25 protein-coding genes and 1 pseudogene are annotated in these 19,090 nt (G+C 68.9%); 14 read left to right on the top strand and 12 right to left on the bottom strand.

Translation table 11 applies throughout. The features are described 5' to 3' along the window. Nucleotides 1-48 precede the first annotated feature (48 nt). Both ACZ4UU_RS10960 and ACZ4UU_RS10955 read left to right on the top strand, forming a co-directional pair. Nucleotides 49-366, top strand: a complete 318-nt coding sequence (locus tag ACZ4UU_RS10960; RefSeq protein ID WP_468038572.1) for a hypothetical protein — start codon at nt 49-51, stop codon at nt 364-366. Nucleotides 367-601: 235 nt separating this feature from the next. Beyond that, nucleotides 602-985 (top strand): hypothetical protein, encoded by a 384-nt coding sequence (locus tag ACZ4UU_RS10955; RefSeq protein ID WP_468038570.1) that lies wholly within the window; start codon nt 602-604, stop codon nt 983-985. Nucleotides 986-1,013: 28 nt separating this feature from the next. Here ACZ4UU_RS10955 and ACZ4UU_RS10950 read toward each other — a convergent pair whose 3' ends face one another. Continuing rightward, on the bottom strand, nt 1,014-1,478 hold the full coding sequence (locus ACZ4UU_RS10950; protein WP_468038568.1) for a DUF5990 family protein: 465 nt from the start codon (nt 1,476-1,478) through the stop codon (nt 1,014-1,016). Between the two features lie 257 nt (nt 1,479-1,735). Between ACZ4UU_RS10950 and ACZ4UU_RS10945 the strand changes: the two genes are divergently transcribed. After that, on the top strand, nt 1,736-3,067 hold the full coding sequence (locus ACZ4UU_RS10945) for a phosphatase PAP2 family protein (RefSeq protein ID WP_468039192.1): 1,332 nt from the start codon (nt 1,736-1,738) through the stop codon (nt 3,065-3,067). A gap of 86 nt (nt 3,068-3,153) precedes the next feature. Here the strand turns inward: ACZ4UU_RS10945 and ACZ4UU_RS10940 are convergent, their stop codons facing one another. From ACZ4UU_RS10940 to ACZ4UU_RS10930, 3 genes are all read right to left on the bottom strand, one after another. Then, the gene (locus tag ACZ4UU_RS10940; RefSeq protein ID WP_468038566.1) at nt 3,154-4,368 is read right to left on the bottom strand and encodes a lactonase family protein; all 1,215 of its coding nucleotides are present in this window, start codon (nt 4,366-4,368) and stop codon (nt 3,154-3,156) included. A 251-nt stretch (nt 4,369-4,619) separates the two neighbouring features. Further along, the gene (locus ACZ4UU_RS10935; RefSeq protein ID WP_468038564.1) at nt 4,620-5,285 is read right to left on the bottom strand and encodes a hypothetical protein; all 666 of its coding nucleotides are present in this window, start codon (nt 5,283-5,285) and stop codon (nt 4,620-4,622) included. Nucleotides 5,286-5,534: 249 nt separating this feature from the next. Next, nucleotides 5,535-6,416 (bottom strand): NAD(P)-dependent oxidoreductase, encoded by an 882-nt coding sequence (locus ACZ4UU_RS10930; RefSeq protein ID WP_468038562.1) that lies wholly within the window; start codon nt 6,414-6,416, stop codon nt 5,535-5,537. A gap of 96 nt (nt 6,417-6,512) precedes the next feature. On the opposite strand from ACZ4UU_RS10930, the gene ACZ4UU_RS10925 reads away from it, so the two are divergent. Continuing rightward, a complete protein-coding gene (locus tag ACZ4UU_RS10925; protein WP_468038560.1) occupies nt 6,513-6,875 on the top strand; it encodes a winged helix-turn-helix transcriptional regulator in 363 nt (120 codons plus the stop codon). A gap of 281 nt (nt 6,876-7,156) precedes the next feature. Here the strand turns inward: ACZ4UU_RS10925 and ACZ4UU_RS10920 are convergent, their stop codons facing one another. Next, complete coding sequence (locus ACZ4UU_RS10920) at nt 7,157-7,774, bottom strand: TetR/AcrR family transcriptional regulator (protein WP_468038558.1); 618 nt, start codon at nt 7,772-7,774, stop codon at nt 7,157-7,159. A gap of 114 nt (nt 7,775-7,888) precedes the next feature. Here ACZ4UU_RS10920 and ACZ4UU_RS10915 point away from each other — a divergent pair, with 114 nt between their 5' ends. Continuing rightward, nucleotides 7,889-8,800 carry an alpha/beta fold hydrolase gene (locus ACZ4UU_RS10915; RefSeq protein ID WP_468038556.1) on the top strand — a complete coding sequence of 304 codons (912 nt, stop codon included), beginning with the start codon at nt 7,889-7,891 and terminating at the stop codon, nt 8,798-8,800. 162 nt (nt 8,801-8,962) lie between these two features. Then, nucleotides 8,963-9,322, top strand: coding sequence for a hypothetical protein (locus ACZ4UU_RS10910; RefSeq protein ID WP_468038554.1), 360 nt, complete (start codon nt 8,963-8,965; stop codon nt 9,320-9,322). 142 nt (nt 9,323-9,464) lie between these two features. Here the strand turns inward: ACZ4UU_RS10910 and ACZ4UU_RS10905 are convergent, their stop codons facing one another. Beyond that, complete coding sequence (locus ACZ4UU_RS10905; RefSeq protein WP_468038552.1) at nt 9,465-9,893, bottom strand: DUF6223 family protein; 429 nt, start codon at nt 9,891-9,893, stop codon at nt 9,465-9,467. Nucleotides 9,894-10,121: 228 nt separating this feature from the next. On the opposite strand from ACZ4UU_RS10905, the gene ACZ4UU_RS10900 reads away from it, so the two are divergent. Continuing rightward, nucleotides 10,122-11,249: a sensor histidine kinase gene (locus ACZ4UU_RS10900; RefSeq protein ID WP_468038550.1), complete on the top strand. Its 1,128-nt coding sequence runs from the start codon at nt 10,122-10,124 to the stop codon at nt 11,247-11,249. After that, nucleotides 11,246-11,908, top strand: coding sequence for a response regulator (locus tag ACZ4UU_RS10895; protein WP_468038548.1), 663 nt, complete (start codon nt 11,246-11,248; stop codon nt 11,906-11,908). Before ACZ4UU_RS10900 ends, ACZ4UU_RS10895 begins: the two co-directional genes overlap by 4 nt. A gap of 85 nt (nt 11,909-11,993) precedes the next feature. Here ACZ4UU_RS10895 and ACZ4UU_RS10890 read toward each other — a convergent pair whose 3' ends face one another. Both ACZ4UU_RS10890 and ACZ4UU_RS10885 read right to left on the bottom strand, forming a co-directional pair. Then, nucleotides 11,994-12,224 (bottom strand): hypothetical protein, encoded by a 231-nt coding sequence (locus ACZ4UU_RS10890; RefSeq protein WP_468038546.1) that lies wholly within the window; start codon nt 12,222-12,224, stop codon nt 11,994-11,996. Continuing rightward, nucleotides 12,221-12,634 carry an arsenate reductase ArsC gene (locus ACZ4UU_RS10885; RefSeq protein WP_468038544.1) on the bottom strand — a complete coding sequence of 138 codons (414 nt, stop codon included), beginning with the start codon at nt 12,632-12,634 and terminating at the stop codon, nt 12,221-12,223. Before ACZ4UU_RS10885 ends, ACZ4UU_RS10890 begins: the two co-directional genes overlap by 4 nt. A gap of 92 nt (nt 12,635-12,726) precedes the next feature. Between ACZ4UU_RS10885 and ACZ4UU_RS10880 the strand changes: the two genes are divergently transcribed. The 3 genes and pseudogenes from ACZ4UU_RS10880 to ACZ4UU_RS10870 form a co-directional block, all read left to right on the top strand. Beyond that, on the top strand, nt 12,727-13,035 hold the full coding sequence (locus tag ACZ4UU_RS10880; RefSeq protein WP_468038542.1) for an ArsR/SmtB family transcription factor: 309 nt from the start codon (nt 12,727-12,729) through the stop codon (nt 13,033-13,035). Then, the gene (arsB, locus tag ACZ4UU_RS10875; protein ID WP_468038540.1) at nt 13,032-14,147 is read left to right on the top strand and encodes an ACR3 family arsenite efflux transporter; all 1,116 of its coding nucleotides are present in this window, start codon (nt 13,032-13,034) and stop codon (nt 14,145-14,147) included. Before ACZ4UU_RS10880 ends, arsB begins: the two co-directional genes overlap by 4 nt. 209 nt (nt 14,148-14,356) lie before the next feature. Further along, a pseudogene (locus ACZ4UU_RS10870) lies at nt 14,357-14,530 on the top strand (NAD(P)-binding protein); the annotation flags it as partial. Between the two features lie 191 nt (nt 14,531-14,721). Here the strand turns inward: ACZ4UU_RS10870 and ACZ4UU_RS10865 are convergent. Both ACZ4UU_RS10865 and ACZ4UU_RS10860 read right to left on the bottom strand, forming a co-directional pair. Beyond that, the gene (locus ACZ4UU_RS10865) at nt 14,722-15,090 is read right to left on the bottom strand and encodes a metalloregulator ArsR/SmtB family transcription factor (RefSeq protein WP_468038538.1); all 369 of its coding nucleotides are present in this window, start codon (nt 15,088-15,090) and stop codon (nt 14,722-14,724) included. A gap of 47 nt (nt 15,091-15,137) precedes the next feature. Beyond that, the gene (locus tag ACZ4UU_RS10860) at nt 15,138-15,503 is read right to left on the bottom strand and encodes a hypothetical protein (protein ID WP_468038536.1); all 366 of its coding nucleotides are present in this window, start codon (nt 15,501-15,503) and stop codon (nt 15,138-15,140) included. 250 nt (nt 15,504-15,753) lie between these two features. On the opposite strand from ACZ4UU_RS10860, the gene ACZ4UU_RS10855 reads away from it, so the two are divergent. Both ACZ4UU_RS10855 and ACZ4UU_RS10850 read left to right on the top strand, forming a co-directional pair. After that, complete coding sequence (locus tag ACZ4UU_RS10855; RefSeq protein WP_468038534.1) at nt 15,754-16,455, top strand: SDR family oxidoreductase; 702 nt, start codon at nt 15,754-15,756, stop codon at nt 16,453-16,455. A gap of 84 nt (nt 16,456-16,539) precedes the next feature. After that, nucleotides 16,540-16,911, top strand: a complete 372-nt coding sequence (locus ACZ4UU_RS10850) for a DUF1330 domain-containing protein (RefSeq protein ID WP_468038533.1) — start codon at nt 16,540-16,542, stop codon at nt 16,909-16,911. Between the two features lie 107 nt (nt 16,912-17,018). Here ACZ4UU_RS10850 and ACZ4UU_RS10845 read toward each other — a convergent pair whose 3' ends face one another. After that, complete coding sequence (locus ACZ4UU_RS10845; protein WP_468038532.1) at nt 17,019-17,834, bottom strand: oxidoreductase; 816 nt, start codon at nt 17,832-17,834, stop codon at nt 17,019-17,021. A 91-nt stretch (nt 17,835-17,925) separates the two neighbouring features. Here ACZ4UU_RS10845 and ACZ4UU_RS10840 point away from each other — a divergent pair, with 91 nt between their 5' ends. Next, a complete protein-coding gene (locus ACZ4UU_RS10840; RefSeq protein WP_468038530.1) occupies nt 17,926-18,450 on the top strand; it encodes a TetR/AcrR family transcriptional regulator in 525 nt (174 codons plus the stop codon). Nucleotides 18,451-18,475: 25 nt separating this feature from the next. Here the strand turns inward: ACZ4UU_RS10840 and ACZ4UU_RS10835 are convergent, their stop codons facing one another. After that, nucleotides 18,476-19,045 (bottom strand): TetR/AcrR family transcriptional regulator, encoded by a 570-nt coding sequence (locus ACZ4UU_RS10835; protein ID WP_468038529.1) that lies wholly within the window; start codon nt 19,043-19,045, stop codon nt 18,476-18,478. Nucleotides 19,046-19,090: the final 45 nt, after the last annotated feature.

Here is a 19,090-nt window from a genome sequence, read left to right as displayed (position 1 = left end):
CACTTCGACTGCCGCAACCTGACCGCCGGCAACGAAGTGAAGGCTGCCGTGACGGAGGCATACCGGCGCGCCTTTCCCCGTTTCCTCCATATTCAGCCGGTGCCGCAGCAGTTCTTCTACGGCCAGTGCGGCGGCGTCCGCTATGCCGCCACCCGATTCGAGCCCACGCCCGGTGCCACGCACGAGGAACTCGTGAGCATGCAGGACGAGGGCGGCGCCACCAAGTACTTCCGCGGCACCTCCCAAGGCGCCTGGACATACCTCACCAGCGATGGCTTCCCCCGTGGTCCACGGGGCTGCGGCGATATCGCGCAGATTCCCGAAGCCCTCTCCGAGATCTGGGGGAACTGCCCGGTCGTGCAGTGAGCGTCGATCACCTGCGATGCTGCTCCCACTCACCGCCTCCCGGACATCTGACTCCCGGGCGGCGTCCCGGCCGAAGAGCCCTTCAGGGGGTCGTGACCGGGGTGGGCGAAGCCGGTGCCTTGCACGACGTTCACTCGGCAGTCAGGCCGCCCGGAGACTTCCGGAGTCCGGCACTGACGGCGGCCCGTGCGCGTGGGCAGACTTCGCGTCAGGGAAGCGGGGAAAGGGGCGGGACGTGGTGGTTTTCCTGTGGTGCTGGATCGGCCTGTTCACGGCGGTGCTGCTGCCCCTCGGCATAGCCATGCTCCGCGGTTGGGCACCGAAGAGGGCGCGCACACGCTGGTCCCCGGCGCGGATCCGAGTGCAGGGGGTCTCCGCGCTCGTGCTGTACGTGGGTGGCCTGGTGCCCGCGGTGGCCGACCTGGCCGGCATGCCCAGTGAGGCCGCCGACATCCTGCTGTCCGCGACCGCACCCCATCTGATGTTCCTGAGCTTCGGACTGCAGGGCGGCGCGGCCCTCTCCGACTGGTTCGGACGGCGGCCGGCGCGAGCGCGTCGGGAACGGCGTCGAACGCCCCCTCACGCGGGCGGCGACTGTCGCGCGTCCTGTCGGAGCTGACTTCGGCCGGTACGGTGTGCGACTCCCCCTAGCCGGCGCGTTCGGCGGTCCAGGTGATGTGTGGGGGCCGGACTCGCGTGCAAAGAGGCCCGCCCTGTGCGTCGGTCAGGCCGAGGCGCCCCACCAGCAGTCCGTCGCGTGCGGCGGTGAGTACATCAGCGGGGATGGCGTCGAGCATGAGTTTGGCGCGGCGGAACATCGTGAAGGTGCCCGAATCGTCGACCGTGCCCCACGACAGGTAGATGAACCGATGGCCCAGACGGTCCTGCACGTAGGGGCCTTTGACCTCGATGCCGGACGGCGAGACGCTCGTGGTGCACTCCAGGGTCCAGGTCGCGGACCGCGCGTCACCGGGCTGCGGTGCGAGGAGTTCGGCCGGACGGTCGCGGCGTTGTACGGCGACATGGACGTTGCGGTATTCAGGAACTTCGCCGTCGACAGGAGCCGGACAGATGAGACCGGGCAAATCGACGGCGTCGATGCGGATGCGCATGCCGGCCATCATCCCGCCAACGCCCTGGCCGGGGCCAGCCGGCCCGAACCTCTGTGGCGGTGAAGAAGCGTCAGCCCCTGCCGCTCGGCCGTGGCGGCCACCAATGGCCTGCTTCGGGGCCTTCCGACACCGCTCCGCTAATATGTTCGAACTCGCGATGGCTTCCTCTATCGCATTTCATCTACCCAATCTCTTGAATAAAACGGTGTAGGCGATTGATATCTAGAGCATCGCGGGTGCTTTCTCGCATAAGCGGCATAACTTCGTTGGTCGCGTGGAGTCATTGGCGCGCGAAACTGTGGGTCGCGGCGGGTGTGGTGGCTCTTGGATTCCTCGTCACGCTGGAGATCGCTGCACGCGGCTACGGTCGGCCGGGGCCGATCACCAACCAGGTGGAGGCCCTGGTCCTTGCCCCGAAACCGGGACCGCTGTACGGCGGTATGGCGTTGATGATGGTGGTGCTCCCTTGGCGGCAGCGGTTCATCGCGGCTGGTGCCGCGATCGGTATCGACCTCGTCTTCCTGCTGGCGCGGTGGGCAGTCGACGCCAGGATGAGCGACGGCCATTCCTTCGGCACCGGTGCGTTGTGGGTGATGTTGGGCTGTGCGGTCATCGCTGTCACGCGCCGCACCGGCCCAGAACGCGTCCTGCTGCTGAAGGGCGTCGGGCTGGGCCTGCTGCTGGTGGCCGGCCGCAAGACCGGCGACACCTGGCTGCTCATCACGTCGAAGACCCGCCCGGTGGTCCTGGATCAGTACGTGGCAACCGCCGATCATGCGCTGGGCAATCCGTCATGGCTGGTCGGCCGGATTGTCAACGCCACCGCCCCGTTCAGCACCCACCTTCTCCACTTGGTCTACGGTCAGCTCGCGGTGGCTGCGGTTGTCGTCGCGCTCTACCAACTGCGTAACGTGGCGGTCGAGCGCCGCTTCCCGAGCCGGCATCTGGTGCGCACCTTCCTGGTGATCGGCCTGCTCGGGCCGGGCATCTACATGATCTTCCCGGTGGTCGGACCGGTCTTCGCCTACGGCCCCGGCGCCTCCGGCACCGGCGGCGTGCACTGGGCGACGGCCAACCTGTGGCCGGACACACTGCCGCCGATCAACACTCCGCACCCGATGCCGTACGACGCGATCACCCCTCGCAACTGCATGCCGAGCCTGCACACAGCGTGGGCCGTCGCGATCTTCATCCATTCCCGCGCGGCCCCACGGATTCTGCGGTTCGCGGGCACGTTCTGGCTGATTGCCACGCTCGCTGCGACGCTGGGATTCGGCTACCACTACGGCGTGGATCTCGTCGCCGGCGTGGTGTTCGCGCTCACCATCGAGGCAGCGCTGCGCTCGCTCGACCGTGGCTGGGACCGGCCAGGAATCCAACTGGTCATCTACGGCGCCACGGTCTTTGCCGCGCTCTTGTTGTCGTACCGCTATCTGCCGATGGAGATGGCAAGAAATCCGGTGATGGCCGGGTCACTTCTCATTCTGGCGATGACCTCGGTGGTCTATGGATACGGGCGGACCGCCAAACTGCCGAAACCGACGGTCACACCAACGCGGCAACCGGAACCGCAACCTGAACCACTCTGAGCCGCGTTGCATCATGGCGGACGTCCGACGATCGAGCCCACCGCCCCTCCTGGTGCCGCGGTGGGCCGCATGCGTACGCGGGTGTGTCACACCGCGGCGATGCCTTCCATGCCCGACTCGTCGAAGGCGGGCAGTCCCTCAGCCGTGGTGACCTTCGTGAGGGATCCGTTCTTCTCGACACGGAAGCCGTCCACGGTGCCGGAGACGGCGTTCTGGACGTAGACGAACTTCTCGTCCTCGGTCACCGCGAGGTCGATCACCCCCTGCGAGTTGGCGGAGGGCGGGGTGGCGATACCGACGTCGTTGGTCAGGGCGAGCTTGCCGTGCTTGTCCATGCGGTAGCCGCTGACAGTGGAGTTGCCGGTGTTGCCGCCGTAGAAGTAGTTGCCCGCGCGCTCCAGCCAGCACAGGACCTCCTGCCCGTTGGCGAGGGGCTTCTGAAGGACCTTCAGTTTGCCGTCGCGCTTCACCTCGTAGGTGGTGACGGTGGACTTCTCGGCCTCGGCGACCAGCATCCGCTTCCCGGTCCCGTCGAAGCTGATCGCGAACGGGACACCGCCGGCCGACTCGTTGACGACCGGTTCGGCGACGGACGGGAGGCCGTTCCGCTTCATCGGGAAGACCTCGACGGTGTTGTTGCCCTTGGTGGTGACCACCAGGTTGCGGCCGTCCGGAGTGAACTCGACCTCGCCCGGTGAGGTGTCGAAACGTGGCACGTCCTCGTTGTCCAGGCCCAGGGAACGGTGGGAGCCGTGCAGCGGCTTGAGTCCATTGCCGGTGATCCTGAAGCCTTGGACGGAGCCCTCACCGCCCGCGTTCATGACGTACGCGACCTTGCCGTGCACCGCGATGCTGGAGGGGAACTCCCCGCCGGAGTCCACGACTTGGCGGTCCTTCAGCGTCCGGCCCTCGACGCGGAAGGACGTCACCGTGCCGCTGCCCGCGTTGACCGCCAGCAGCATCCCCGAGGCGTCGTCGTAGACCAGCGATCCCTGGGAGGCGAGCGAGTCGGTGGGGGCGTCGACCTGGTCACCGCCCTTGCCGCCGGCGTCGTAGGTCCCCGCGGGTTCGAGCTTGCCGTCGTCACCCCGCGCGAACACATGGATGGTGTTGCCGTCCAGCTCGTTGCCCTGGACGAAGACGGCGTGGTCAGCACCGGCGCTCCCGGAGTACTGACTGGCCGAGGCCAGGGACACGGCCACCGTGGCCGCCCCGGCGATGGCGAGGGCCCCGCCGCCTATCACGACCCGCCGTGTCCTGGACTTCCCCCGGTGACCCCTGCGGCTGTTGTGCGTGCTCATGTCCCGTCTCCTTCAGTCCGTTGCCCATGGGAACCCGAATCGGTCTCCGTCTCTGCGTACGGGACAAGAGTGACCAGTGGGTGTGGTGGGACGAGGGGGAACGAGCTCCGCGTCAGACTCTTGTAAGCAGTGGCTGTCAGAGCGTCGGCACATGAATCGACGGGCTAGCGGCCTGAAGGGCAAGCCCTGTGCCGTGCGGTGTGCGGTGGCCTGCTGGGCAGCGCACACGGGCTTCTCGGGCGGCGGCACGCTCACCGCGCGGGACGAGCCCGCCGAGCCAGCCCGCGCGGCCGGCGCCGGCCGTGGGACCCGGTCGCCCAGGCGAGCAGAGCGAACCCCAGCGCGAAGCCGCACATCGTCCAGACCCCGCGTGGCCAGAAGATGTGGCTGTCGACGAAGGACCAGCCGGCCACGAGCAGCACGGCTGTGCCCGGCAGGACGCGGGCGCCGTGCCGTGGCCACAGCGCCGCCATGGCGGCCACGACCGCGCAGATCAGGGCATAGGCGCCGACCTGTCCGAGGGACTCACCCACCTCGTACAGCGGGCGTTTCAACGGCCCTGGATTCGCGCCCGCGGCGGCGTGCTCGACCGCGGTTCCGGCCGCGATGCCGGCGACGGCGTCGAGCCCGGTGTAGAAGGCCGCGTAGACGAAGGCACCGGCCCAGGCCACGACCGTGGCGGCGCCTTCGAAGCCGGGCCGGGGCCGGTGCCACAGCGGGACCAGGAGACCGAGGGTGAGCAGCGGAAAGAGAGGCAACAGCAGGATGTGCAGGTCCGTCCAGTCCGCCGCCGTCGACGTCGACAGTCCGTGGGGGTGTACGAGGCCCACCGCGGCCAACGCCAGGGGCGCGGCGGTCACCAGGGCGATGCGTATGGAGTTCGCCACGAGAGGGGTCGTCACGAGAGAGGTCGTCACGCGGCGATCGTAGGTGCGGGGCCCCGCGCGGTGTGGGTGCGTAAGGGTTTCGTAAGGCCTCATGAACACGCCACGGGCTCGGCCGGCCGAGGGGTCGGCGGGGTGGTTCACCGCGTGGCAGGCGAAGGGCGCATGACTCGACTCGCAGGCGGACTGATCGGCATCGTCGCGACTGCACACTTCGACGCCGTGCCCTATGCACGTAGTCCGCGTCCGCTGTGCGTCAAGTTTCACCCCGGGCCTTGCTGGTCAGCGCACGAGCAGGTCGATCACGCCGGTCAGGTCCTCCTCGCCGCTGCCCTCGGCCAGGCGGCGGCGCATCAGCTCGAAGTAGGGGTTGAGCAGTTCCGGGCTGACACCCTGTTGCTCGGCGGTGCTCAGGAAGGTCGGCGTGCCCGCCACCTGCATGGCGAGGTTGGAGACGACGCCCTTGGTGTAGTCCCCGGTGCGCAGATGGTCGGCGGTCTGGTGAACTGCCGGGGCCATCGCGACGAGCCAGTCGGAGAGCAGCGGGGCGAGCGCCGCGGGGTCGATGTCCTCCTTGCGGATCAGGGCGAAGGCGTGCGCGGCTCCGGCGAACATGCCGTACATGGCGCTGAGCAGGGCCACGTCGTGCAGGGCCGCGAAGCCCGCGTCCTCGCCGACGTAGGTGGTGCCGGCCGGGATGGCCAGGGGCTCCTGGTGCCGCTCGAACAGCTCCCGCGAGCCACTGTAGAAGACGTAGCCGCCGGCTCCCGGGACGCCGATCATGGGGGGGACGGCCATGATCCCGCCGTCCAGGTAGCGGGCGCCACGCTCGCGGGCCCACTCGGAGCGGGCGCGGGCCTGGGCAGGGGTGCTGGTGGTCAGGTTGACCAGGTCCCTGGCGGATAGGTCGGTGCCGGCCAGCACCTCCTCGACCGAGGTGTCGTCCAACAGGCAGACGACGACCAGGGTGTTCGCCGCGACCGCCGCAGCGGCGCTGTCCGCGACCCGTGCCCCCTCGGCGGCGAGTGCCGCGGCGCGGGCCGGGGTGCGGTTCCAGACGGTGAGCGGGTGGCCGGCGGCAAGCCAGGTACGGGCCAGCGCGGTGCCCATCGCGCCAAGGCCCAACAGCGTGACGGAAGTCTTCTCAACAGTGTTCTGTGCCATGCCGATTAGGCTGGTCACAGGCCCGGAGGTAATCAAGTACGCACTTGGTAGTGGGTGGTTACCCCGGGGTGAGCGAGCACGTCAGAGGGGTGGGGCATGACGACGCTGAACCGGCCGGGTGCACCGGACGGACATATCTGCGGGATCGACACCGCGATGGAGGTGATCGGCGGCAAGTGGAAGGTGCTGATCCTCTGGGCGCTCCACGAGCACCCCTGCCGCCGCTTCGGCGAGCTGCGCCGACTGCTTCCCGGCATCACCGAGAAGGTGCTGGCCTCCCACTTGCGTGAGCTGGAAGCGGACGGCGTCGTGCACCGCGTCTCCTACGACGAGGTGCCGCCCCGCGTCGAGTACTCGCTGACCGAGGACGGTATGCGCCTCAACGACGCACTCCGGCCGCTGGCCGCCTGGGGAAGCGAGCGGCCGACCACTCGAGGGCTGGAGGGGAAGGCAGGCTAGGGCTGCGGTGAATCCGCAACCCCCGGGTCCCTGACCTGGGTCTGATCGGATTCGCCCTGAGCCTCTCTCGGTGGTCGAGGCGTTGCGGAGCACTGAAGGCGAGGGCCGGGCGGAGGTGTGCCGTGCAGGAGCAGACGGGGGAACTCGCATGCGCGCTCACCTTTGCTCCGTCGACGTCGCTCCGTCGACCTGGAAGGGAGCGCCGCACGCATCAGCCCGCCGCTACGGGGCACTCGGGCACTCGGGCACTCGGGAAGTAGGACCCCGAAACGGGTTCCGCGTCAACCGGCCGCATCGGCCGAACGGAAGATGCGGTCGAGATGGTCGTCCAGGACCGCGGTGGCGGACTCGGGACTGCGCTGACCGACGAGGATGCTGGTGCCGAGCCCCGCGGACATCGCGAGCAGACCCGCCGCCGTCGACTGCGCGTCCACACCGGGCTGCAGCAGATCCGCGACCTGCGCCTGCCGGAGGATGTCGGTCAGGGCACCTTCGGCCGCGTCGGGGTCCTTGATGAAGGGCTGGGCCGCGAGCGCCCGGTCGGTCACGGCCAGAACGGCGTACGAGGTGTAGAGGTGGTGGAAGACACGGCTCTCCTCGTCGGTCGGCAGCGCCGTCATCAGCAGCGCCTCGACCATCGCGCGCGGCCCCGGCCCGTCCCCGGCGGCTCGGATGCGGGCGGCGAGCCGTTCCCCGAACTTCCCGGTCAGGTGCTCCAGGCCGAAGAGCAGCAACTTCTCCTTGGTCTCGAAGTAGTACTGCACCAGCCGCAGTGACACGCCTGCCTCGGCTGCCACATCGCGCATCCCCACGGCATGCAGTCCGCGTCGCCCGGCGACCCGGACGAGTGCCTCCGCGATCTCGGTGCGCCGTTCCGCATGGTCCACCCGCTTGGGCATCGGCTGGTTCTCCGCTCATCGTCCGCTGGGCCCGCACCGGGCCTTTTCATGGTACAGCCGTATCAACATTGTGATACGTTCGTACCACGAAACCGAGATCCTCCGGAGGTGGCCGTGTCCGAGACCACTGCCCGCACCCAGGCCGACGTCGGCCGCTATGTGAGCGACGCCTGGCGCGACCGCTACTTCGCCGCCTGTGACGCCGTCTACGCGCTGGGCGCACCCGCCCTGGCGGAGCAGGACGTGGAAACCGCGTTCGGCACCACCCGCGTGTACCTCTACGGGCCCGACGACCCCGCGGCCCGCTCCCGCACCCCGGTCGTCCTGGTGCACGGAGCCGGCTCCTGCTCAGCCATGTGGTACCCGAACACCCCCGACCTCAGCGCCGACCGCCCCGTCTACGCCGTCGACACCCCCGGCGACCCCGGACGCAGCGTGCAGCGCGAGCCGATCCACCAGCCCGAACGGGCCGCACAGTGGCTGGACGAGACGCTCGCCGGGCTCGGGCTCGACCGCGTCCACCTGGTCGGCATCTCCTACGGAGGCTGGCTCGCCCTGAACCAGGCGCACCGCAGGCCGGAACGCCTCGCCTCGGTCACCCTGCTCGACCCGGGCGGCTTGGAGAAGGTGGGGCTGCGCTTCTTCGTCTGGCTCTTCGCCGGCCTCTTCGCGAGCTTCGCACCCAGAACGCTGCGCCCGCGGCTGGCGGCCTGGCTGGAACAACCGGTCCTGGTCATGCCCGAGTTGCGCACGATGATCAGGACCGCCGTCCGCGCCTACCGCATCCGTCGACCGGCACCGCTCCCCCTGTCCGACGCGGAACTGTCCACCATCCGTACGCCGCTCTATCTGGTGCTCGGCAAGCGCAGCCTCCTGCTGCACCCCGAGCGGCAGATGGAGCGCGTTCCACGCCTGATACCGGGCACCCGTGCCGAGATCATCACCGGTACCGGGCACGGACCTCAGATCGACCACGCGCAGGAAATGAACCGCAGGATGCTGAACTTCATGGCCTCCGTCGACTGACAACCACCGAGCCGACGCGGCACTTCCGGGACCTCACCAGGTTTACCAGGGGAACGGCAAGCTGCGTGCTCGCCGACGGGGTCGGTGATGCCGTTGTGCGGGCGGAGGACCCGAGATTGCGGTACCTGCCTGCTGTACCGCGAGATCCAAACGGGGGTGACCATGGAACGGCATGTGCTGGAATCGCTGTTGGCCGGTGATGACGAGGCGTCCGTGAAAGCTCTGGCCACCCTCCGCAGCGGCGCCACCTACTGGGTGGGAGACCGGGCACAACCCTCAGGCCGGCATGCCGGAGTCTTCAAGCGCCGTCTTCGGCGCATGCGGATGCACGGAGTCGAACCACTCGGGCTGGAACGAGCAGTGCAACTCGTCCGCGAACATGGCCGACCCGTGCGCACAGGGCTGATCGATTCTGCCGATCGGACATGGACCACCCTGCTCTTTCTCACCGAGGACGGCAGCGCACTAGTGGCCTGCGCCGGCTGGCCGCCGCCGCTGGTTGTCAGGGAGCCACCGCTTTAGGAGTTCGATACCCGGCAACCGATGTTCATCTCAAGGCAGAGTTGAGCCGTCCACTTTGCCTGCCTTGGCGTCTTGCCTGCCTTGGCGTCGTCGATCAGGTCGGGGCTCTCGGTTCCCGTTGTCTTCTCCTCGTGCCCTGTCCTCACTGGAACGCGCGCTCGTGATCGGGCCGGTCGGACGGTCGGCCGGTGCGGAGGGAGCGGGCAAGGGCCAGTCCGCCCAGGACCGCGGCGATCAGCCCCAGCACCAGGGCCATGGCGCCGCCGACCACTCCGTTGCCGGTGCCTGGGCCACCGTCGGCGACGGCCAGATTCAGCGCGCCGACGACCATGCCGGTCAGTCCTGCCGCCAGTGAGACAACGGCCCCCCTCTTCCCCTTGCCGTTGCCGATACGACCCGCGGATCGGGAGCGGGCCAGAGCCAGCCCGCCGATGACCACGCCGGCCAGCGCCACCAGTGCCGCCACCGTGCCCACAAGCCGCCCGGCGGTCAGGTCGTAGGCATCGGCGGCGACCGACTGGACCGAAGCATGGGCGGCCACCGGTGCGGCAAACACAGATCCGACAGACATGTCTCCTCCTGTGACTGGACGTGGTCCGATACGTCTGGACCTGGTTCGAGCATGTCCGCCGTACCCGCCCCCGGTCGTCCCGCAGACGGACGCACTTCGCGCTGCCGCCGATGGCGCATCCGGCTATCACGGATGCTGCAGAAGACGGGGAAATACCGCGTGTGCGGTAGCCGGTTCCTCGTCCGCGAGCGGGACTCGCCCGCTGTGGCGTCCGGCTAGGGTGCGCATATGAGGACTGGACTCTCCGGTGTCTGGGCCAGGGGCGGAGACTGGGCGATCGCCGTCGGCGTGGCGGCGACGCTGCTGGTCACCGGGTTGTCCGGGCAGCCCTCCACCGTCGGCCTCGACCTGCTCGGCTACGTGCTGCTGGCGGCCGGCGGCCTGGCGCTGGCCGCGCGCCGCCGGGCTCCGGTTGTCGTCCTGGCTGCCACCGGCGTGTGCGCGGTGGGCTATCAGGCGGCCGGTTTCGACGTGCCTGCCGTCGCCTATCTGTTCGCGGTGTACGCAGCCGTACGGGCGGGACACCGCACCCTTACGATCGCGGCGAGCGTGGGAATGCTGGCCCTGCTGCCCCTCGCGGCCCTGGCCTCTGGCCTGCATGACACGGGCGAGGCGTTCGCGCAGGCTCGGGGCGCCCTGGAGATCGCGTGGGTCGTCGCGGCCGGTGCCGCGGGTGAGGCGTTGCGGCAGGCCGAGCGGCGGGCGGACGAGGCCGAGCGCACCCGGGAGGAGACCGCGCGGCGCCGCGCCGACGAGGAGCGGCTGCGTATTGCCAGGGAGTTGCATGACTCGCTCACTCACCAGATCTCGGTCATCAAGTTGCAGTCCGAAGTGGCCGTCCACGTGGCCCGCAGACGGGGCGAGCAGGTGCCGGAGGCGCTGCTGGCGATCCAGGACGCGGGGCGTGAGGCGAGCCGTGAGCTGCGCGCGACGCTGGAGGCGCTGCGAGACGACGATACGACCCCGCCGCGCGGGCTCGAGCACGTCAAGGAACTGGTGGAACGGGCTCGTACGTTCGGTCTGGACGCGGCGTTGACGATCGAGGGACAGCAGTGTGACGTGCCCGCCACGGTGGAGCGGACCGCCTACCGGATCGTTCAGGAGTCGCTCACCAACATCGCCCGTCACGCAGACGCGAGCGCGGCGTCGGTCCACATCGACTGCCGGCCGGACGCTCTTGTGATCCGCATAGACGACGACGGCACTGCCGCGCCGGACATCATCCCGGCACCCGGCATGGGACTGCTCGGCATGCGCGAACGCGTCACTGCCCTCGGCGGGCACCTGCGCGCCGAACCCCGCGGCGAGGGCGGCTTCACCGTCCAGGCCGAACTCCCCGTGGAGCCAACATCATGATCCGTGTCCTGCTGGTCGACGACCAGCCGCTCATTCGTAGCGGATTCCGCGCGCTTCTCGACCTCGAAGACGACATCGAGGTGGTGGCCGAGGCCGCCGACGGGAAAGAGGGCATTGCTCTGGCCAAGCAGCACCTGCCCGACGTCGCGCTCATCGACATCCAGATGCCGGTCCTGGACGGCATCGAGGTCACCCGGCGCATCGCCGCGGACCCGGAACTGGACCGGATGCATGTCGTCATCCTGACCAACTACGGCCTGGACGAGTACGTCTTCAACGGGCTACGCGCCGGCGCCGCCGGGTTCCTCGTCAAGGACATCCTGCCCGAGGACCTCCTGCACGCGGTCCGCGTCGCCGCGCGCGGCGACGCCCTGCTCGCCCCCTCGATCACGCGCAAGCTCATCAGCCGCTACGTCGCCCAGCCGCTCGACACCGGTATCGACAAGGGGCTGGAAGAACTGACCAACCGCGAACGCGAGGCTGTCGCCCTGGTCGCGCAGGGCCTGTCCAACGATCAGATCGCCGACCGCATGGTGATCAGTCCACTGACCGCGAAGACCCACGTCAACCGGGCCATGACCAAACTCCACGCACGAGACCGCGCCCACCTGGTTGTCCTCGCCTACGAATCCGGCCTGGTGACCCCGCGCAACTCCTGACGACTACTCAGCAACACGCCGTAGCCAGCCTGGCAGAGGCTCGCTGCCGGCGCGACTGCGGCCCTGCGTGCTGCTTTGGGGGCGGTCAGCCCACCGGCCAGCCGACCCGGCCCGCTGCCACGCCAAGAGCCCCGGCCTCCAGAGGGGCGCTGACGACGCCTCCGCGCGCGGCGAGCAGCCAGAGGGCGGCGAGGGCCAGCACGCCGTACTGCCATGTGTCCGCCGAGGACGGCATTCCCGAAGGTGCCGCACAGGCGAGGCGTCTGCAGGGACTTCGGGCGTGTACGCCCGCGGTCGTGTCCGTCGCGGTGCTCATGCCTGGGGCTCCGGCGCGATCTCCTTGATCAGGCCCTCGACCAGCACCTTGATCTCGTCCCGGATCGGGCGGACGGCCTCGACGCCCTGCCCGGCCGGGTCCTCCAGCTGCCAGTCCAGGTAGCGCTTGCCGGGGAAGACGGGGCAGGTGTCGCCGCAGCCCATGGTGATGCAGACATCGGACTCCTTGACGGCGTCGACGGTGAGCATCTTCGGGACCTCGGCGGAGATGTCGATGCCGACCTCGGCCATGGCCTCGACGGCGGCCGGGTTGACGCCCGCGCCCGGGTTGGAGCCGGCGGAGCGGACCTCGACGCGGCCCCCGGCCAGGTGGGTCAGCCACGCGGCGGCCATCTGTGAACGGCCGGCGTTGTGGACACAGACGAAGAGCACGGAGGGCTTGTCGGACATCAGGAGGTCTCTCTTGTCTCGCGACGGCATCAGGCGCGAATGACTTCAGCACCCGGTGGTGTCAGCCACCACTGATGTGAGAGTATCAGTCCATGATGACGTCAGTCGACACTGACCTGATCCGGGTTCTGGCCGACCCGCTCAGGCTCCAGATCGTGACCCTGCTGGCCAAAGAGGCGCTGTGCACCACCCACTTGGTGGAGGAGACCGGTGCCCGGCAGACGAACCTCTCCAACCATCTGAGAGTGCTGCGCGAGGCCGGGGTCGTCGAGACGGAGCCTTGCGGCCGCTACACGTACTACAAGCTCCGCCCGGACGTCATCGCATCTCTCGCCGGTCAGTTCACTGACCTGGCCGAGTCCGCTCGTGCCGCCGCCGACAACAAGAGGGCCTGCCCGTGACCCGCACCGAAGCATCCGCGACGTCCCCCACCGAGGATTCCTCGGTCGTCGCGAAGCTGTCGACGCTCGACCGTTTCCTCGCCGTCTGGATCCTTCTCGCCATGGCCCTCGGCCTGGGCCTCGGCAGGCTCATCCCCGGCCTGAACGACGCCCTGGCCAAGGTCGAGATTGGCGGCATCTCCCTGCCGATCGCCGTCGGCCTGCTGATCATGATGTATCCGGTCCTCGCCAAGGTCCGCTACGACAAGCTCGACGCCGTCACCGGGGACCGCAAGCTCATGGTCTCGTCGCTGGTCATCAACTGGCTGGTCGGTCCGGCGGTGATGTTCGCGCTGGCGTGGATCTTCCTGCCCGACCTGCCCGAGTACCGCACCGGCCTGATCATCGTCGGTCTCGCCCGGTGCATCGCGATGGTCATCATCTGGAACGACCTCGCCTGCGGCGACCGCGAAGCCGCCGCCGTGCTCGTCGCCCTGAACTCCGTCTTCCAGGTACTGGCCTTCGGCGTGCTCGGCTGGTTCTACCTCGACCTGCTGCCGGGCTGGCTGGGCCTCGGTGACGGCGAGCACCTCGACATCTCCATGTGGAAGATCGCCCTGAACGTCGTCATCTTCCTCGGCATCCCGCTGCTGGCCGGGTTCCTCACCCGCCGCATCGGCGAGCAGAAGCTGGGCCGCGAGAAGTACGAGTCCGACTTCCTGCCGAAGATCGGCCCGTGGGCGCTGTACGGCCTGCTCTTCACGATCGTCATCCTCTTCGCCCTGCAGGGGAAGACGATCACCTCCCAGCCGCTGGACGTGGCCCGCATCGCCCTGCCGCTGCTGGTGTACTTCGCGGTGATGTGGTTCGGCACCTTCGCCCTCGGCAAGGTCATCGGTCTCGCCTACGACCGCACCGCGACCCTCGCGTTCACCGCGGCCGGAAACAACTTCGAGCTGGCCATCGCGGTAGCCATCGCCACCTTCGGCGTGACCTCCGGCCAAGCCCTGTCCGGCGTGGTCGGCCCACTCATCGAGGTGCCGGTGCTGGTGGCGCTCGTGTACGTCTCCCTGGCCTGGCGGCGGAAGTTCAGCGCCAACCAGCAGCTGACGCCGGCACCGCAGGAGGGCTGATGCACTGCCTGGACTGTTACAGCGCAGGACGCCAGACACGGCGCTCGCCGTCTGCCGGCAGTGCGGTGCCGCTGTCTGCGCGCAGCACTCCCAGCTGACCGACAGTCCCTGACCTGCACCAGCCCGATCAACCGCACGGTCACGGTCGAACCGCCTGTGCGACGGCTGTTGTGCCGTACCTGCTCGGCGGCCCACGCGGCATACGCCGCATGCTGTGCGGGGTCCGCCAACACGGCCCGGACACCGTGACCGGCGACGAACACACGCAGGTGGTGCTGATCGGCGGCGGCCAGTCCGGGCTCGCCGCCGGTTACCACCTGCGCCGCCTCGGCGTGGACTTCGTCAGCCTTGATGCGCAGTCCACGCCGGGCGGTGCCTGGCGTTCCCCACTTCGGTGCAACACCGTTGTCCCCTCACCCAGCCCCTGGGCCGACGGAACATGGATGCTTGCCGATGTACCGAGTGGCCGAGCGGCGTCCGGGCGGACTTCAGGGGACGTACTGCTGTCCTCCCCGTGACGTCATGAGGGGGCGCCGCCCTTCCGCCGGGTGGCGCCGGGGGTTGCGCGCACGCCTTAGATCAGGGTCCCGAGTATCCGCCCCATCGCGGCGAGGACCGACGGCTCGACCCGGTAGTAGACCCAGGTGCCACGGCGCTCGGAGGTGAGCAGGCCGGCTTCCTTGAGCTTCTTCAGGTGGTGGGAGACGGTCGGCTGGGAGACGCCGACGTCGGAGATGTCGCACACGCACGCCTCGCCGCCCGCATGGGACGCCACCGCCGAGAACAGTCGCAGCCGGACCGGATCCGCGAGCGCCTTGAACATCCGGGCGGTCCGCTCGGCCTCCTCGGCGGTGAACGGACGCTCGGTCAGCGGCGGGCAGCAGGGCACCGGAGGCTCCAGGACCTCGGGTTCCAGCAGTGGCAGCGCCTTGGCGTTCGACATGCATCTATGTTGACACACGTCGAACCAATGCGGCCAGGAGCAGGTGACTACCGCACACGCAGGTGCGAGGACAGGCGGCGGGCGACTCGGGTGGCGTCCCGGCCGACGCCACGCAGGGAGTTGGAGGACAGGCTGCGCTGCCATTCCAGGCCGACGTACGCCAGGCCGGGATGGGTGAGTGAGATGCCTTCCCGGTGGAGCGGATGCCCGTGCTCGTCGAGGGCGCCGAGCGGGGTCAGGTAACCGAGGTCGGGCCGGTAGCCGGTGGCCAGCAGGATGGTGTCGACCTCCTCGGCGCTCCCGTCTGCCCAGGTGACCTTGGAGCCGTCGGCGCCGGTGAACACCGGGCGCCGGTCTGGGGCGCCGGTCGCGACGGCTTCTCGGTAGCGGCCGTCATCGAAACGTGCAGGCAAGAACCCTCCACGGCACCCCGGTCCGATTCCGATGCGGAATCCCGTTGATGACCCTGCGGTGGCAGGCGCACCGACCGCCGCGTAGCCCGGCCTTCCGCAGTACGGGGCCCTGGAGGTGCTCCAGGGGCACCCCTGGCCCGAGCTCACCTGTCAACTCGGTGGGGATCGGCTGACGCTTGGGCTTGCGCTGGGAAACCGATCGGTTTACTCTACTTGAAACCGATCGGTTTCCCATTTTCTGGAGGTGGTCATGACCGCTGTGAAGGGCGCCAACGTCTTCGTCACCGGCGGCAGCCGCGGCATCGGCAAGGCCCTGGTGGAAGAGCTGTACGCGCGCGGCGCCGGCAAGGTCTACGCCACCGCCCGCGACCCGCGCACCGTGACGCACCCCGACGCGGTCCCGGTGGCGCTGGAGGTCACCGACCCGGCCTCGGTTGCCGCGGCCGCCGCGCAGGCGGGGGACGTCACCGTGCTGATCAACAACGCCGGTGCCTCGGTGGGCGCTTCCTTCCTCGACTCCCCGGTCGACGACATACGCCGGGAGTTCGAGACCAACTTCTACGGCCCGCTCCTCGTCGCCCGGGCCTTCGCGCCGGTCATCGAGCGCAATGGCGGCGGCCACCTCCTCAATGTGCACTCCGTGCTCTCTTGGATCGCGCTCGGCGGCTCCTACAGCGCCTCCAAGGCCGCCCTGTGGTCGCAGACCAACTCCCTGCGCCTGGAGCTGCAGCCGCGCGGCATCGCCGTCACCGGACTGCACGTCGGCTACGTCGACACCGACCTGACGACAGGCATCGACGCCCCCAAGTCCGACCCCCGTGACGTCGCCGCACTCGCCCTCGACGGCATCGAGACCGGCGCCCACGAGGTCCTCGCCGACGACATCTCGCGGCAGGTCAAGGCCGGCCTGGCCGGCGACCTGGCGGGGCTGTATCCCCAGCTCGCCCAGTAGACCTGGCACCCGGCGAGAGGCCCTGCCCTGCGCCCGCCCAGAGCAGCGAACGTCAGTTTCCTGAAACCGGAGAGGGCATCAGCAATGAGTGCGAATTCAGAGAATAAGAAGTTTTACGCCCTGAACATGTTTGACGTGGTCGACGTGGAGAAGTACCTGGCGTATTTCAGCCGCTTGCCCGAAGCGGCTCCGCAATATGGTGGTCGAATGGTGGCGTTTGGCCGCTTCCGGGACAACGTAGCCGGTGACCTCACGCCACGGCAGGTTCTGTTCCTCGTTGAATGGGAGTCCGAAGAGGCGTTCAACAGCTTCCGGGACGATCCGGAATTGGCCGACCTGCATCCGCTGCGGGAGAGCGGGACGACGTCCTATATCTGGCAGACTTTCGATGGTTCCGATATGAGTGACCCTGCCGACGTTTCGCTCGACGATGTACTGGCGGTGCTCAAGCCTTAGCCGCGATCTTTCGTGGGGGCCCGCCGAAACGGAGTCGGCGGGCCCTTCGCTTTCCGCGGCTTCGGGCTGATGGTGGGCAGACCGGCGGCCCGGTGGAGAATCCTGCGTCAGCCGGCCAGCTGGTTCATCTTGCGGATCTGCTTGTCGAAGACGGCGGCGGGAGCGAGGCGGCGCAGTACGCGTGCGCGTCCGGCCAAGGGGCCTGCGGTGTAGCGCGGCCTCGGCTTCGGCTCGGTCGCGGCCGCCACGATCGTCTTGGCGACGACAGCGGGGGCGTCGCCGCCCCTGACGGCCTCCGCCATCACGCGGCCGGCGGTCTGCCGCTGCTTCGCGTACACGTGCAGGGGGATGTCGGGCTTCGCGCTGTTGGCCTCGAACCCGGTCCTGGCGTAGGCGGGTTCGACGATGAGTGCCCGGACGCCGTGGTCACGGATTTCGTGGTCCAGCGACTCGGTGTAGCCCTCGATCGCGTGCTTGGAGGCGGCGTAGGCGGCCATGTAGGGCTGGGGCAGGAACCCGAGCACGGACGAGATGTTGATGACGCGCCCGCGTCCCCGAGCGCGCATGTGCGGCAGGACCTCGTTCACCATGCGCATGACCCCGAAGACGTTGGTGTCGAAGACGGCCTGGGCCTGTGCGACGGAGGTCTCCTCCGCCGCCCCCATCGAGCCGACGCCGGCGTTGTTGACCAGGACGTCGATCCGCCCGAACCGTTCGCTCACCTCCTGGACCGCGGCAGCGACCGAGGAGTCGCTGACCACGTCGAGGTCGAGGAGCGTCACACCCCCGAGCGGGGTGACGTGTGAGGTGTCGCGGCCTGTGCCGACCGCGTGGAAACCCGCTGCGACGAGGGCGAGCGCGGTTTCCTGCCCGATGCCCGATGACGCACCCGTCACGAGTGCCACCGGCCGATCTGTCGTCATCCCGGACTCCCGTTCCCATTCCAAACCGATCGGTTTCCGCTACAGTAAACCGATCGGTTTCCGTGTGCAAGTTCAAGCAGGGGGTGGGGTCATGGGTGGAGTCAGTGCGCAGGAGCGGCGCGAGAACGTCATTCGCGCGGCGATCGCCGAGTTCGCGATCGCCGGCTACCGCGGCACCACCACCGCGGCGATCGCCGAGCGGGTCGGCGTCACGCAGCCGTATCTCTTCCGGCTCTTCCCGGACAAGAAGGCGATCTTCGTCGCCGCTCTGGTGCGGAGCGCGGAAGACACTCGCCTGGCTTTCGAGAGGGCGGCCGACGGGGTCGAGGGAGGCGAGCGAGCCCGGCAGGTGCTGGCGGACGCCTATGCGCAGCTGATCTCGACGCGCCCCGAAACGCTCCTGATGCAGATGCAGGGTTATGCCGCCGTGGCGGCCGCCGAGGCGCAGGGCGACGACCTGATCGGAGAGGTCGTCCGGGCCGGCTGGATGAGCATCTGGGAAACCGTGCACCTGTCGCTGGGCGCTGATACCGAGAGGACCGCACGCTTCTTCGCCTGCGGCATGCTCGGCAACACGCTCACTGCCATCGGGCTTCCCGGGGCTGCCAGGCGGTGAGGGGAGGTTCCTGGACGGTGGGGCGTCAGCGCACGCCCGCCGTGTCGAGCAAGGTGGTCACCGTGGGTGCGACGAGCCCGGTCAGGTTGTCGGCCTGAATTCCCGCGCGGGCGCTCGCGCCGTCGAAGACCAGGCTGAGCTGCCGGGCGAGCAGATCGGGATCGCCCGCCCCGCCCTGCTCGGCCTCGGCGCGGAAGAAGGCCGTCAGATTCGCCTTGACCTGGTGGGCCACGCGGCTCGCCGGGTGACTCTGGTCCTTGAGCTCGACCTGCACCGCCAGATACCGACAGCCCCGGAACTCGGGCGCCCCTGCCTGTGATTCCACCTGCTTGAAGATGTGCATGATCCGCTCGCGGGGCGACCGGCCGTCGTCCGTCGCGGGCAGGAGAGTTGCCACGTAGGCGGAGGCGCGCTCCTTCAGGCTCGCTGCCAGGAGCTCGTCCTTGCTCTCGAACAGCTGATACATGGAGCGCTTCGACACCCCCGCCGCCTTGCACAGCGCCTCGACTCCGATGCTGACGCCGTCTCGGTAGGTGAGCGTGGCCGCCGCCTCCAGCAGGCGCTCCCTGGGGCTCAGTTTCACTTCGGTGCTCATACCGTGAGGTTAACCCGGAGCGGGCGAAATGAAAACCGATCGGTT

It is taken from the genome of Streptomyces sp. NPDC028907 (genome assembly GCF_055564995.1).
Note: the sequence above shows the minus strand (reverse complement) of the source record. Positions and strands in the feature narration are given on the sequence as shown.

Bases quoted from the DNA above. Each gene is read 5' to 3' on its own strand.
- ACZ4UU_RS10950 (WP_468038568.1), bottom strand. From the start codon at position 1,478: ATGCGCATCCGCATCGACGCCGTCGATTTGCCCGGTCTCATCTGTCCG.
- ACZ4UU_RS10940 (WP_468038566.1), bottom strand. From the start codon at position 4,368: ATGAGCACGCACAACAGCCGCAGGGGTCACCGGGGGAAGTCCAGGACA.
- ACZ4UU_RS10930 (WP_468038562.1), bottom strand. From the start codon at position 6,416: ATGGCACAGAACACTGTTGAGAAGACTTCCGTCACGCTGTTGGGCCTT.
- ACZ4UU_RS10925 (WP_468038560.1), top strand. From the start codon at position 6,513: ATGACGACGCTGAACCGGCCGGGTGCACCGGACGGACATATCTGCGGG.
- ACZ4UU_RS10920 (WP_468038558.1), bottom strand. From the start codon at position 7,774: ATGCCCAAGCGGGTGGACCATGCGGAACGGCGCACCGAGATCGCGGAG.
- ACZ4UU_RS10910 (WP_468038554.1), top strand. From the start codon at position 8,963: ATGGAACGGCATGTGCTGGAATCGCTGTTGGCCGGTGATGACGAGGCG.
- ACZ4UU_RS10905 (WP_468038552.1), bottom strand. From the start codon at position 9,893: ATGTCTGTCGGATCTGTGTTTGCCGCACCGGTGGCCGCCCATGCTTCG.
- ACZ4UU_RS10900 (WP_468038550.1), top strand. From the start codon at position 10,122: ATGAGGACTGGACTCTCCGGTGTCTGGGCCAGGGGCGGAGACTGGGCG.
- ACZ4UU_RS10895 (WP_468038548.1), top strand. From the start codon at position 11,246: ATGATCCGTGTCCTGCTGGTCGACGACCAGCCGCTCATTCGTAGCGGA.
- ACZ4UU_RS10890 (WP_468038546.1), bottom strand. From the start codon at position 12,224: ATGAGCACCGCGACGGACACGACCGCGGGCGTACACGCCCGAAGTCCC.
- ACZ4UU_RS10885 (WP_468038544.1), bottom strand. From the start codon at position 12,634: ATGTCCGACAAGCCCTCCGTGCTCTTCGTCTGTGTCCACAACGCCGGC.
- ACZ4UU_RS10880 (WP_468038542.1), top strand. From the start codon at position 12,727: ATGATGACGTCAGTCGACACTGACCTGATCCGGGTTCTGGCCGACCCG.
- ACZ4UU_RS10865 (WP_468038538.1), bottom strand. From the start codon at position 15,090: ATGTCGAACGCCAAGGCGCTGCCACTGCTGGAACCCGAGGTCCTGGAG.
- ACZ4UU_RS10855 (WP_468038534.1), top strand. From the start codon at position 15,754: ATGACCGCTGTGAAGGGCGCCAACGTCTTCGTCACCGGCGGCAGCCGC.
- ACZ4UU_RS10850 (WP_468038533.1), top strand. From the start codon at position 16,540: ATGAGTGCGAATTCAGAGAATAAGAAGTTTTACGCCCTGAACATGTTT.
- ACZ4UU_RS10845 (WP_468038532.1), bottom strand. From the start codon at position 17,834: ATGACGACAGATCGGCCGGTGGCACTCGTGACGGGTGCGTCATCGGGC.
- ACZ4UU_RS10840 (WP_468038530.1), top strand. From the start codon at position 17,926: ATGGGTGGAGTCAGTGCGCAGGAGCGGCGCGAGAACGTCATTCGCGCG.
- ACZ4UU_RS10835 (WP_468038529.1), bottom strand. From the start codon at position 19,045: ATGAGCACCGAAGTGAAACTGAGCCCCAGGGAGCGCCTGCTGGAGGCG.